This is a genomic window from Agrobacterium deltaense RV3 (assembly GCF_900013505.1).
Classification (GTDB): domain Bacteria; phylum Pseudomonadota; class Alphaproteobacteria; order Rhizobiales; family Rhizobiaceae; genus Agrobacterium; species Agrobacterium leguminum.
Map to the genome: position 1 here is coordinate 817,052 of NZ_LT009746.1, position 12,750 is coordinate 829,801.

At 60.3% G+C, this 12,750-nt stretch carries 13 protein-coding genes; 1 reads left to right on the forward strand and 12 read right to left on the reverse strand.

Going from position 1 to position 12,750, the window contains the following annotated elements; all coding sequences use genetic code 11:
* Nucleotides 1–71 precede the first annotated feature (71 nt).
* Nucleotides 72–686: a TetR/AcrR family transcriptional regulator gene (locus AGR7B_RS18105; RefSeq protein WP_078052068.1), complete on the forward strand. Its 615-nt coding sequence runs from the start codon at nt 72–74 to the stop codon at nt 684–686.
* Nucleotides 687–709: 23 nt separating this feature from the next.
* On the opposite strand, the gene AGR7B_RS18110 is transcribed toward AGR7B_RS18105, so the two are convergent.
* The 12 genes from AGR7B_RS18110 to hutC all read right to left on the reverse strand — a co-directional run bounded on the left by AGR7B_RS18110 (nt 710) and on the right by hutC (nt 12,299).
* Nucleotides 710–2,164, reverse strand: coding sequence for an NAD-dependent succinate-semialdehyde dehydrogenase (locus AGR7B_RS18110; RefSeq protein WP_080857498.1), 1,455 nt, complete (start codon nt 2,162–2,164; stop codon nt 710–712).
* A 10-nt stretch (nt 2,165–2,174) separates the two neighbouring features.
* Nucleotides 2,175–3,257, reverse strand: a complete 1,083-nt coding sequence (locus tag AGR7B_RS18115) for an ABC transporter ATP-binding protein (protein ID WP_078052070.1) — start codon at nt 3,255–3,257, stop codon at nt 2,175–2,177.
* Complete coding sequence (locus AGR7B_RS18120) at nt 3,254–4,054, reverse strand: ABC transporter permease (protein ID WP_080857499.1); 801 nt, start codon at nt 4,052–4,054, stop codon at nt 3,254–3,256. Before AGR7B_RS18120 ends, AGR7B_RS18115 begins: the two co-directional genes overlap by 4 nt.
* 1 nt (nt 4,055) lies before the next feature.
* Nucleotides 4,056–4,883, reverse strand: a complete 828-nt coding sequence (locus tag AGR7B_RS18125) for an ABC transporter permease (protein WP_420868461.1) — start codon at nt 4,881–4,883, stop codon at nt 4,056–4,058.
* 108 nt (nt 4,884–4,991) lie between these two features.
* On the reverse strand, nt 4,992–6,002 hold the full coding sequence (locus AGR7B_RS18130) for an ABC transporter substrate-binding protein (RefSeq protein WP_080857501.1): 1,011 nt from the start codon (nt 6,000–6,002) through the stop codon (nt 4,992–4,994).
* A gap of 57 nt (nt 6,003–6,059) precedes the next feature.
* Nucleotides 6,060–6,374: an NIPSNAP family protein gene (locus AGR7B_RS18135; protein ID WP_065656547.1), complete on the reverse strand. Its 315-nt coding sequence runs from the start codon at nt 6,372–6,374 to the stop codon at nt 6,060–6,062.
* A 4-nt stretch (nt 6,375–6,378) separates the two neighbouring features.
* Nucleotides 6,379–7,845 carry an aldehyde dehydrogenase gene (locus AGR7B_RS18140; protein ID WP_080857502.1) on the reverse strand — a complete coding sequence of 489 codons (1,467 nt, stop codon included), beginning with the start codon at nt 7,843–7,845 and terminating at the stop codon, nt 6,379–6,381.
* 4 nt (nt 7,846–7,849) lie between these two features.
* Nucleotides 7,850–8,890 (reverse strand): LLM class flavin-dependent oxidoreductase, encoded by a 1,041-nt coding sequence (locus AGR7B_RS18145; protein WP_080857503.1) that lies wholly within the window; start codon nt 8,888–8,890, stop codon nt 7,850–7,852.
* Entirely contained in the window at nt 8,887–9,825 is a 939-nt protein-coding gene (locus tag AGR7B_RS18150; RefSeq protein ID WP_080857504.1) for a flavin reductase family protein, read from the reverse strand. Before AGR7B_RS18150 ends, AGR7B_RS18145 begins: the two co-directional genes overlap by 4 nt.
* Nucleotides 9,822–10,667: an alpha/beta fold hydrolase gene (locus tag AGR7B_RS18155; protein ID WP_080857505.1), complete on the reverse strand. Its 846-nt coding sequence runs from the start codon at nt 10,665–10,667 to the stop codon at nt 9,822–9,824. The genes AGR7B_RS18150 and AGR7B_RS18155 overlap by 4 nt, the downstream gene beginning before the upstream one ends.
* A gap of 11 nt (nt 10,668–10,678) precedes the next feature.
* Nucleotides 10,679–11,281, reverse strand: a complete 603-nt coding sequence (locus AGR7B_RS18160; protein ID WP_080857506.1) for an amino acid synthesis family protein — start codon at nt 11,279–11,281, stop codon at nt 10,679–10,681.
* A gap of 277 nt (nt 11,282–11,558) precedes the next feature.
* Entirely contained in the window at nt 11,559–12,299 is a 741-nt protein-coding gene (gene hutC, locus AGR7B_RS18165) for a histidine utilization transcriptional repressor HutC (RefSeq protein ID WP_065656553.1), read from the reverse strand.
* Nucleotides 12,300–12,750: the final 451 nt, after the last annotated feature.

A 12,750-nucleotide genomic window follows, 5' to 3' on the forward strand; every position in this document is an offset into this window, starting at 1 on the left:
CCCATCTCTCATTTCCGCCAATCGCGACGGACAGAAGGGCACGCGTCGAAAATAAAGAAGGATCCGGGGCCATGGCGAAAGCAAAACTGACACGTGCTGAACAGAAGATACAACGTCCGTTGCAAATTCTCGATGCCGCATTCGAGGAATTCACCAAAAGGGGATTTACCGCGACGCGGGTGGAAGACATCGCGGAACGGGTGGGGGTGACGAAAGGGACGGTCTACGTCTATTTCGAAACCAAGGAAGCGCTCTTCGAAGCGATGGTGAAGCACGCCTCCCTGCCGTTCCAGGAGGCGTTCAATGCCTATACGCATACATCCGACGACCCGGTCGAGGAGCTTCGTCTGCTGCTGGAATTCCTGTTCGATTCCCTCGTCGACAACAAGAAGATGCGGGAACTGTTCCGCCTGATCCTTGCGGAAGGCGCAAAATTTCCCGATCTCATCGACCAGCACCATGACACGTTGATGGCACCGGTCTTTACGCGCATCGATACGGTCCTCGAGGAAGGCGTCGCGAAAAAAAGGTTCAGGGCCAATCCTCCCGAACTCGCCAAAGTGGTGATGTCACCCATGGTCGGAACATTGGTGTTTCGGCTGATTTTCAACGACCGGCGCATTCTGGACAGACAGGCTGTCCTGAAAATTCATCTCGATCTGATCATGCGTGGGCTGCTGGCATAGGCATTATTTTTCGCGGCCCGGCCTCAGCCGACGCCACCGATGCAGACATATTTGAGCTCGGTATATTCCTCGATGCCGTGACGTGACCCTTCCCGGCCGAGACCAGACATCTTGACACCACCGAAAGGCGCCTCGGCGGTGGAAATAGCCCCCGTATTGACGCCGACCATGCCATATTCGAGCGCCTCGGCAACCCGGAAGACCCGCGACAGATCGCGCGCATAAAAATAGGATGCGAGGCCGAAATCGGTATTGTTCGCCTGCGCAATCACATCCGCCTCATCCTCGAAGCGGAAGAGAGGCGCAAGCGGCCCGAAGGTTTCCTCACGCGCCACCTGCATGCCGGCATCGACATTGCGCAGGATCGTCGGCTCGAAGAAATTGCCGCCCAACGCGTGTCTCCTGCCGCCCGTGGCGATCTCGGCGCCTTTCGAAAGCGCATCGGCAATATGGGCTTCCACTTTGGCAACGGCGTTTGCGTCGATGAGAGGCCCGAGAATGCTTGCCCTCTCCAACCCGTTACCGACCTTCAATTGCGCGACGGCCCCTGCGAATTTTCCAGCGAAAGCATCATAGACGCCGCTCTGCACATAAAGACGGTTGGCGCAAACGCAGGTCTGACCATTGTTGCGGAATTTGGCGAGGATCGCGCCCTCGACAGCTGCATCGAGATCGGCGTCATCGAAGACGATGAAGGGCGCATTGCCGCCGAGTTCCAGCCCCAGCTTCTTGATCGTCGGCGCACATTGCCGGTAAAGATGTTCGCCCGTACGCGTCGAGCCGGTAAAGGTCAGAAGGCGGATGTCCGGGCTTGCCGTCATCTCCCCGCCTATCTCTGCGGCTGGCCCCGTCAAAATGCTGAAAAGCGCAAGTGGCAGGCCGGCGCGCTCTGCAAGGATGGCAAGGGCGATGGCAGAAAACGGCGTTTGCGGCGCCGGTTTCAACACCACCGCACAGCCGGCGGCCAAGGCCGGGCCGACCTTGCGAGTGATCATGGCATTGGGGAAATTCCATGGCGTGATGGCCGCAACCACACCCACGGGCTGGCGAAGAACCAGAATGCGTTTATCCGGCTGGTGGCCGGGCACTGTCTCGCCATGGATCCGCCGCGCCTCTTCTGCAAACCATTCGATGAAGCTTGCGCCATAGGCGATCTCACCTTTGGCTTCCGCCAGCGGCTTACCCTGTTCCAGCGTCAATATCATGCCGAGATCATCACGGTTTTCCATGACGAGCCGGAACCATTCCTTCAGGATATTCGCACGCTCGCCGGCGGTGCGGCGGGCCCATTCCTTCTGGGCGATCACGGCGGAAGCGATTGCTTCTCTCGTTTCCTTCGCACCGAGTTCTGGAACCCGTCCGACGATCTCACCGGTCGCGGGATTGCGGATCGCCGCCGTTTCACGGCCATCGCAACCAACCCAGCGGCCAGCCACCGGCACTTTCTCGCCGAAGAGTGTGGGATCATTCAGATGCATGGCCCATCCCTCAACAGAAGACCTGCGCCGAGGCCGGATCGAAGGCGAGATGCACGAGGTCGCCACGGCTGAGGCCGGAAATCGCCTCATGGCCGAAAGGCAGGCGAACCGCAAGCGGCTCACCCGAGCCGGTATGAGCCACCACATGGACATTGTTACCGAGGAAAGTGATGTCGCTGACCGTGGCCTGGAAACCGGCGGCGGCAACCGGCCGGTTGCGGCTGAGCTGCAGCCGCTCCGGGCGCAGCATCAGCGCCGCTTTCTTTCCCGGCGCGGCTTCGCCATGCACCGGAATATGATCGAAAACGATATCCCGACCGAGCGACACCGTCGCCCTGCCGCCCGAGGCGGCGAGGAGATCGCAGGCGATGAAGTCGCTGTCCCCGATGAATTCAGCCACGAAACGGGTCGCCGGGTGAGCGTAAAGCTCCGGTCCCGTGCCGATCTGGTCGATAACCCCCTTGGAAAACACGGCGATCCGATCGGAAAGACGCAAGGCCTCTTCCTGATCGTGGGTGACATAGAGGATCGTCACTTCCGTCTGCTGGTGAATGCGGCGGATTTCGAACTGGATTTCTTCGCGCAGCTTCTTGTCGAGCGCCGACAACGGCTCATCCATCAAGAGCACCGGTGGGTCATAGGCAAGCGCCCTCGCCAACGCCACACGTTGCTGCTGGCCGCCCGACATTTGCGCCGGTTTTCTGTCTTCGAAACCTTCGAGACGGACAAGCCGCAGCATTTCCTTCACCTTCGCATCGATTTCCGCCTTGCTCTTGCGGCGGACCTTCAGCGGAAAGGCGATGTTCTCGCCGACCGACAGATGCGGAAACAGGGTGTAGCGCTGGAAGACCATGCCGATATTGCGCTTGTGCGACGGCGTCGACAGCAGGCTTTCGCCGTTCAGCAAAATGTCGCCCGATGTCGGCTGCTCGAAACCGGCCAAGATATAAAGCGTCGTGCTCTTGCCCGAACCGGATGGCCCGAGAAATGTCATGAATTCACCCGGCTGCACGTCGAGATTGACGTCCTGAACGGCGACGACCGGTCCGTATTGCTTGCGGATGCCGCGAATCTGCAGGAGCGGTTTGGTCATGTTTTCAGTCCTTTTCGCACAGCCGCGACAAGCAGCATGAGAATGATGGTCACCGCGATGAGAAGCGTGGAGGCGGCCGCAATAACCGGCGTCAAATCCTGACGCAGCGTTGCCCAAATCTTCACCGGCAGCGTCTGCAATGTCGGGCTTGCCATGAAGATCGCCAGCACCACCTCATCCCAGGAGGTAAGGAAGGAGAAGATCGCCGCCGAAAAAAGGCCGTGGCTGATGGCGGGAAGCGTGATGCGGATTTTCGCCTGCAACGGGCTTGCGCCGCACAGCACCGCCGCATCCTCAATCGATTTGTCGAAACCCTCGAGCGCGCCGGTCAACGCCAGAATCGAAAAGGGCAGCGCCACGACGAGATGGGCGATAACGAAACCGGCGGTCGTGCCGGCAAGGCCAAGTTTCAGGAAAAAGGCGTAAAGCGCCACCGCCAGCACCACGACAGGCAGGATCATCGGCGTCATGAACAGCGCGCGAAGCGTGTTACGTCCGATGAAACGGCCGCGCACCAGCCCGAAGGAAGCGACAAGACCGATCAGCACGGACAGCACCGTGACCATGAGGGCGATGCGCAGGCTCGTCCAGGCGGCCTCCAGCCATCGCGGATCGGCGAAGAAATCGGCATACCATTTCAATGTCCAGCCGGGCGGCGGAAAGATCAGCCATTGCGACGAGCCGAAGGACAGCGCTGCGATGAAAACGATGGGCAGGATGAGAAATGCCGTCGTCAGCACCGTGATCAGGAGGAGCAGCCATTTCCAGAGGCCGAGGCTGTTATAGTTCAAAAGCATGTCAGCGCCCCCCTGCCCCGGCCGCGCCGAAAAATTTGAGCTGGATGGCGTAAAGCGTCAGCGTCGCCACCAACAGCACCAGTGCGGCCGCCCCGCCCATGCCCCAGTTGACGAGCGACTGGACGAATTGCGCGATGAGTTCGGCCAGCATCATGTTCGCCGTGCCGCCGAGCAGCGCCGGGGTGACGAAATACCCAAGCGACATGACGAAGACCATCAGCGCGCCGGAAATCATGCCGGGCGCTGCCAGCGGAATGAGGATGCGGGTCAGCGCCTGAAAGCGTGTCGCCCCGCACAAGGCCGCCGCCTGAAGAATGGCCGGATCGATCTTGCGGATGACGCCATAGAGCGGAATGATGATGAAGGGCAGCATGATATAGGTCATGCCTATCGTAACCCCGGTAAGATTGTTGACCAGCGCCAGAGGCTGATCGATGATGCCGAGCCCCATCAGCGTCTTGTTCACCACGCCCGTGCGCTGCAACAGCACCATCCACGCATAGGTGCGCGCCAGAAGATTGGTCCACATCGACAGGAGCAATATGGCAAAGACGATGGAAGCGAGCCGCGCCGGCATGATGGCGAGCGCCCAGGCGACGGGAAAGCCGATCGCCAGCGACACGACCGTTACCAGCGCCGACACCGCGAAGGTATTGAAGAATATCTTCAGATAGGTGGAGCTTCCCAGCAGGGCGGCATAGTTGCCGAATCCGAGGACGGGTTCGGTGACGCTGCGCGACAGCAGGATCAGAACCGGAACGACGAAGAACAGGACAAGCAGGACAAGCGCCGGCAGGGTGGCCGTAAAGTTGCCGGGCCGGAAAGGCATCCGCACCTTCGCTTTCGGGCTGACTGTTTCATCGGTAAGCGAGACCATGCCCAAACCTCCCGGACGTGGAAAATCGCGCGGGCGCCTGTCGCGGCCCGCGCCGTTATCTTACTTCGCCTGCCAGGCGTACCAGCGCTCGCCGATCTCGTCGCGATGCTGCGCCCAGTAGTTCATATCGGCATTGACCTGGCTTGCCGTCTGCTGGTCCGGCAGGGTCTTGGCGGTTTCCGGATCCATCAGCTTGGCGGATTCGATATTGACCGGCGCGTAACCCGTCGCGGTCGCCATATCCGCTTGCGCCTGCGCAGAAGTGGCGAGCGCGATGAACTTCATCGCCGCATCCCTGTTCTTCGTTCCCTTGGGAACGACGAGGGAATCCGCCGCGGTGATGTTCTGCTGCCAGGAGGTTTCCACCTTCACGCCGCTTTTTTCAAGCGCCGTCATGCGGCCGTTCCAGACGCTTCCGAAGGGAGCTTCCGCAGATGCAATCAATTGCTGCGACTGCGCACCGCCGGACCACCAGATAATATCGGATTTGATCGTATCGAGCTTCTTGAAAGCGCGGTCGAGATCGAGAGGATAAAGCTTGTCGGCGGCCACGCCATCGGCCAGAAGGGCGGCTTCGATCACGCCCGGTGCCGACCATTTGTAGAAGGTTCGTTTACCGGGAAATTTCGCGGTGTCGAACAGATCCGCCCAGCTCTTCGGGCAGGCGGCCACGGCATCGACATTGCAGCCGATGACGAAGGAATAATAAAAGCTGCCGACGGAGTAGTCCGTCACGAAGCGCGGATCGAGCTTGGTCTTGTCGATGACGGTAAAATCGAGCTTCTCCAACAGGCCTTTCGGGCCGGCCTGCGCGGCATAATCGCCCTCGACATCGACCACATCCCAGGTCACGCCGTTCGCCTCGACCATGGCTTTCAATTTGCCGTAGTCTGTCGGACCGTCCTGCACCACGTTAATGCCGGTCGACACCATGAATTTTTCAGCCCAGGCCGCCTTCTGGGCGTCCTGCGTGGTTCCTCCCCAGCTGGAGAAAACCAGATCATTCGCCTCAGCGGATGCACCAAGGGCAAAAAGAGCGGCGCATGTCGTCAATACCAGTTTCAATTTCATGTTCCCTTACTCCGTTTTAGAGCTTCTTGTTGGTATGCACGTCGCGACCGGCGCATTTCACCTGAGCGGTGAAAACCGCGCCGGTTTCATGATCTTGTTTTCGGCGACTTCGATGAGGTCGCGGATTTTCGGAAGGAAGGACAACCAGCGCGGATCGGCCATCAGCCGTGCGCGCCGTTCCTCGCGGTCATCCAGGCTCGAAAAGGCCCAGATATGAACGATCTCATTGATCGGGCCGATCTCGGAGAAAAAGTAACCCACCAGCTCGCCGAGATGGCTCTTCTGAATTTCGATACCCTCCTCCTCGACCACCTTGAGGTAGGCGGGGATGGCGCCGTTCTTCAGCCGGTAGGTGCGGATTTCGTAAAACATGGGCTCACCGCATCACGAAGGGATCGGGGATCGGGTCATCGGAGGTGCGCAGCCATATGGTCTTGGTGCGCGTGTAATCGAGCGCCGCCGCAAGCCCGCCCTCGCGTCCGTCGCCCGACAGGCCGAATCCGCCGAAAGGCGCAATCGGCGAGACCGCACGATAGGTATTCACCCAGACGATGCCGGCACGGATCGCTTTCATCAAACGGTGAGCGCGCGTCAGGTTCTGCGTGAAGACACCGGAGGCAAGCCCATAGACCGTGTCATTGGCCAGCGCGATGGCTTCCGCTTCGGTTTCAAAGGAAACGACCGAGAGGACGGGGCCAAAGAACTCTTTCTCCATCGATGGGGAACGAATGCCGTCGCAATCGAGAATGGTTGGCCGATAGAAATAACCGTCGCCGTCTACCGGCGCACCGCCTGTGACAACCTTGGCGCCCGCGTCCACGGAGGCGGAAATCAGAGAAACAATGTGCTTCCTCTGGCGCTCCGTCGCCAGCGGGCCTACTTCCGTCGCCATATCCAGCGGCGAGCCGATGCGGATCGCCTCAGCCTTCGCCTTCAGAATATCGAGGAACCGATCCTTGACGCTTCTTTCGACGATCAGCCGCGAGCCGGCGACGCAACTCTGGCCGGTCGCGGCGAAAATGCCCGCCACCTGCGCATTGGCGGCGCTCTCGAGATCGGCATCGGCAAAAACGAGGATCGGCGATTTGCCGCCGAGTTCCAGCGAGGTGGAGGCAAGGTTTTCAGCCGAATTACGCACGATATGACGCGCCGTTTCCGGACCGCCGGTAAAGGCGATATGGGCCACTTTCGGATGGGTGGTGAGCGCCGTGCCGCAGGACGCGCCGAAGCCGGAGACGATATTGACCACACCGGCGGGAAAACCGGCCTCATGCACCAGCCGGGCAAATTCCAGAAGAGGTGCCGGCCCATCTTCCGAGGCCTTGACGACAAGGGTGCAGCCGGCCGCGAGTGCCGGGCCGATCTTGACGGCGGCGAGAAACAGCTGGCTGTTCCACGGCACGATGGCCGCCACGACGCCCACGGGTTCGCGCCGCAGCCAGACATCCATATCCGGCTTGTCGATCGGCAGATAGGCGCCCTCGATCTTGTCGGCCAGACCCGCATAATAACGATAATAATCCGCGACATAGGCAATCTGCGCGGAGGTTTCCCGGATGATCTTGCCGGTATCGCGGGTTTCGAGTTCGGCGAGCGTCTTCGCATTCTCAGTGACCAGATCGGCGAGCCGGTAGAGCAGCTTGCCGCGCTGTGTCGCCGTCAGTTTCGGCCAGCCTGCATCTCCGTAAAGCGCCCGATGCGCGGCCTCGACCGCACGGCCGACGTCGGCCTCGCGGCTTTCCGGCATTTCGGCCCATGCAGTGCCGCTTGCGGGATCGAGACTTGCGAAACGCGCCTCGCCATCTTCGAAACGTCCGTCGATATAGCACTGGAAACTGCGCATCGCGTTACTCCCCGAAAGCCGGCATGACATCGGAAAGGAAGCGATCCAGCGAGGCTTTCTTCCGCTCGAAGCTCATGCCCGTATCGATCCAGAAGGAATATTCGTCATAGCCCATGGCCTCGTAGGCCTTAAGCCGGCTAATCACATCATCGGCATTGCCCACGACGTTGTTCTTTCGCATGACATCGGTGGAAAGCATCGCGTTGGCGGCGATGTCTTCGGGCGCAATACGCTCGATCAGACCCTGATGGATCGGTTTTTCGTTTTTGAACCAGGCGAAGAAATAATTGTAATAGACGCTCATCTCATGCGCCGCCTGGGCGATATCGGCTTCATCGGAACCGACATAGGTGTGGCGAAGCAGCATGATTTTCGGCCGCTGTTTTTCCGGGTTCTTGGCGCAGGCATCGTTGAAACGGCCCATCAGGGTTTCCACTTCGTCATCGCCCTGCCAGAGTGGCGTCACCTGCACGTTGCAATCATTGGCGACGGCGAATTCATGCGAATTCGGATCGCGCGCCGCCACCCAGATCGGCGGGAAGGGCTGCTGCAATGGCTTGGGAGCAGAGGTGGTGGCCGGAAATTTGTAGAACTCGCCGTCATGGGCATAGTCGCCCGCCCACACACCTTTGACGGCCGGGATCAGCTCGCGCATACGCTGGCCGGCGCCCCAGGCATCGAGGCCCGGAAGCAATCGCTCATATTCAAACGAGTAAGCACCGCGCGCAATGCCGATATCGAGACGGCCATCGCAGATGAGGTCGGTCATCGCGGCTTCGCCGGCAAGCTTGATCGGATGCCAGAAGGGCGCGATCACCGTGCCCGTGCCGAGACGCGCCGTCCTGGTGCGCCGCGCCAGATCGGCGATCGTCACGAAGGGGTTCGGGGCGATGGTGAAATCCATGCCGTGATGTTCACCGGTCCAGATGGCATGCATGCCGCCGCGATCGGCGATTTCGCAAAGCGTTACGAACTCCTCGTAGAGCGTCTTGTGATCCTGCGAGGCGTCCAGCCGTTCCATATGGACAAAGAGGGAGAATTTCATGGGTTTGCCGCCTTCATCGAGATGGGATGGACCCTGCCGGCAGTCTCGTTACCGACATAGACACCGAAATTGCCGATTGAACTTTCCAGCGCGAACCGGTTGACAATGTCCGCCGTCGCGCCGGAGTCGAACTTTGCCGAAGCCAGCGCGCCGGGCAACAGAAAACGGCCCTGGCGCGGTGCGTCGTCCCCATCTGCCAGCGCGTGGTAGACGATGTGCTGACGCCCATCCGCCTTGTTTTCATAAACGGAGTAAAGAAAGCCGGTCCTTGCCGGCAGCCCGGTCAGCTCTTCCAGCCGCGCCGTCAGCGCCGCGACCGGATCACCGCCCGCCACGACGCAGCCGGGCAGCGACAGCACATCCTCACCAACCAGGTAAATCTCGCCACGACGCTCAAGAACCGCGCCGACAACGATCTCACCCTCCGCCGCAGCCGAAAGCGCCTTCGCTGCCAGCGTCGGCGTGAAGTAACCGCCCCGCGCATAACCGAGACCGTTCAGACCGCTATTCTCGAAAGCGTCGATACGACCGAGCAGAATGACGTGGTCTCCGGCCTCGATAACCTTCTGCATCGAACATTCGAACCAGGCCGCAACATCGGCAAAGACCGGTGAGCCTGCCGGCGCATCCGACCAGATGGCAGCGGCAAAACGATCTTCCACCGGCCGGGCGAACGTATTGGACAGATCCTTCTGGCCCTCCGACAGAATATTGACGGCGAAATTTTTCGCACCCGTCATCGTCGCGAAATTGCGCGAGGTGCGGGCAAGGCAGATCAACAGCAGCGGCGGATCGAGCGAGACGGAGGTGAAGGAATTTGCGGTGAAACCCACCGGCTTTCCGGCTTCGTCGCGGGTGGTAACGATCGTCACCCCCGTCACGAAGGCGCCGAATGCGTCGCGCAGGGCGCGCGGATCAAGGGTTGCAACGGTCATTGCGGCTCCTCCTCTAAAGCCAGCCATTCGGCCATCAATGCATTGACGGTTTCGGGTGCGGTCAGATTGACCATATGCCGGTGCGCCTCGACGATGCGGGCATAACCGCGCGGCGTGATCGCCGCCATCTGTTCCGCCATCAGGGGCGTGGAGTTCGGATCGTCCGAACCGGTCAGAAAAAGCGCCGGGCAGGTGACCGAGGGCCAGCGGTCGGCATAGGTCTCGTCCCCGCCCGCAAAGGCGGTATAGGCGACCGCGTAAGCTTCCGGATCGACCATTTCCAGCCAGCCTCGCGTCAATTCCCGCGCGTGCTGGCTTTTCAGATCATCGCCAAACCAGCGCAGCAAGGGGCCCTCCTTGTCCACGCCCGTGGTGCGGATCGCCGCCGCGCGAGCGAGCACCGCCGCCTTCGCAACGGGGTCGCGGCGATAAACACCGTTCAGATACCCGACACGCGCTATGCGATCTCCAAGCGTCGCGGCTGCCCCGCCGGAAATCAGCGCACCCATGGAATGCCCGGCGACATTGGCGCGCTCTATCCGCATGTCGTCGAGAAACCGGCCGAACCAGCCGACGAAATCCTCAAGAGTGCTGCCGGCCGCAAGACGTTCGCTGCCGCCGTGGCCGGGCATGTCGACCGCGATGACGCGGTGCGTCCTCGAAAACACCTCGATCTGCGGCGTCCAGGCTTCGAGCCGCATTCCAACACCGTGGATGAGGATCAGATTCTCGCCCGCGCCGGCTTCGAAGTAGGCGGCCCCGCCTCCGGTCGTTTTCCGGGGGAGCGTGGCGGCGCCTGTCTTTGCACCGTTGACCCGTGACGTGTCGGCGACCCTTTGCATTGGCGTTCGCCTCAAACGCCGGCCGGATTGGCGACATCCTGGCCGAGATCCTTCAGATCCTGATAACGGTCGCCGATGCGATGATGCGGCCGGCCGCCAACGGAAGCACCGAGCGCGACCACGATCTCGTCCGCAGCCGGGGCATCGGGAATGGCAGTCTGGATCGTCAGATAATGCGAACGGCGGCCCTCATCATTCTTGTCCATCAGCGGGATCATGATCGGCGCATTGCCGGGGCCGCGCGTATTGCAGAAAGCGAGGTAGGATTTGGCGCCAACCGCCTGACGATAGTGATTGCCGAAGCGCAGCGTATGGATGAGCGCGGAAGCATGTTCGATCTCACCATCCAGCCCCACGACGGCCGCCTTGCCATAGGCCTCCACCGCCTCGCCGGAACCGACAGCGTCAAGGATCATCTTCGTCAGCAATTCGCCAAGTACCGGCGCGCCTGCGTGAATTTCCGGCTTCAGATCGACCACGAAACCTTTGCCCGCCCAAGGATTCTTAACGACCGCAATGGCGGCGAACAGCTTCAACGGCGCTGCGGCAGCCTTGCCCCCCTCAATCAACGTCGTTTCGACCTGCAGCAGGGTCTTGCGGATCTGGATGGACATCAGCGCTCTCTCCGTAAATATGATGGCTTATGGTATGCCATAATATATGACTGTCAAGTACCGTAATCTCGCAAGGGCGAGCAGTTGAATTTTGAGGATTGTCGTCGCCGACAAGTCGAGCGCTATGGGCAACCGATTGCACTTGGCAAGCAACGATTGGAGGCGGGAAAATGGGGCAGATTTGACCGGGACGTCATCAGCCGGGCTAGATGCGCAAGTGGCCGCCTTATACGGCGATAATGTTCCGGAAGATCAGGGCAGCCGAGGCTGGCCGCCTCTATTCCTGACTTTCAAGCCGATATCGGGAACCCGGATAGAGCAGCCGCACGGACGTGACGGCGCGGCTCGATGACCAGGTTCTGCGGCGCACGAGAAGGCACGGCTCGTTTCGGCTGATGGCCATCAATTTGCATTCCCAGGGCTGGGGCGATGCCGCCTCGATGAATTGCTCGGTCCGAGAAATCGGTGCCGCCGCCGTGAGATAAGCATTCGGGGTGAGCGTATTGAAATCCTGCATCAGATAATCCGGAGCGATCTCCGCATTAACGAAGCGATCTTCGAGCTGGATTGGCACATCGTCTTCGTGATGCACGATGATAGAGTGAAAAACCTTCGCTCCCACGGCGATCTCCAGCGCGGTTGCGAGATCGGGACCACAAACTTCCGTCTGGGCGAGGATCAGGCTAGGCCGATGCGTCGAACCGCGCTCCTTGATCTCGTCGGCGATGTTGCGCACGCCCATCATGCCGGCGCTTCGCTTTTTCGGGGCAACAAAAGACCCGCGCCCCTGCACGCGAACGATTACCCCCTCGGTTGCCAGCTCCCTCAGGGCGCGGTTTGCCGTCATGCGACTGATACCCAGCATGTCGACGATCTCGTTTTCGGAGGGTATCCTGTGGTTGGTCAACCACTCACCGCTGGCGATCTTTTCCTTGATCTGTTCTTTCACCCGCTCATACAGCGGCAGGGAGGAGCGATCGCCCGAGACAGGAAACTCGTTTTCGGTGACGGGCAGCATTGAAACTCCTAAAAATCGGGCGACTGCACAAAACGCAGCCAGAATCCGCGCAAGCACAAAATTATCACATCCCACCTTGCTTGTCTTTCGCAAATGTGTGAAGTTACATATACAACTTGAGGGGAAAATAATGGCAAGCGAAGACTCGATCTCCAGCGGCCGCAAGTCTCCCGCCGATAGTCGGGGCGATATTCGAATGCCCGCCCAGCGCAACGGCAGGAGCTGCCATACCAATGCCGAAGCTATGCTCGACGGCTCGGTCGCGCAATATGCGCTGAAAGACCGCCCTTGCCAGAACCCGCCAACCGCATACGCCTTCGACTCGGAATGGCCAATGCGCGGGAAGCATATGAATTTCTCAAAGTTGTATAGTGAACTTCCGACACGCCGCTCCAGGATGAACATCGAATTCCATATTGATTCGACGGGCGCCCGGCCGCCGATTTCGACG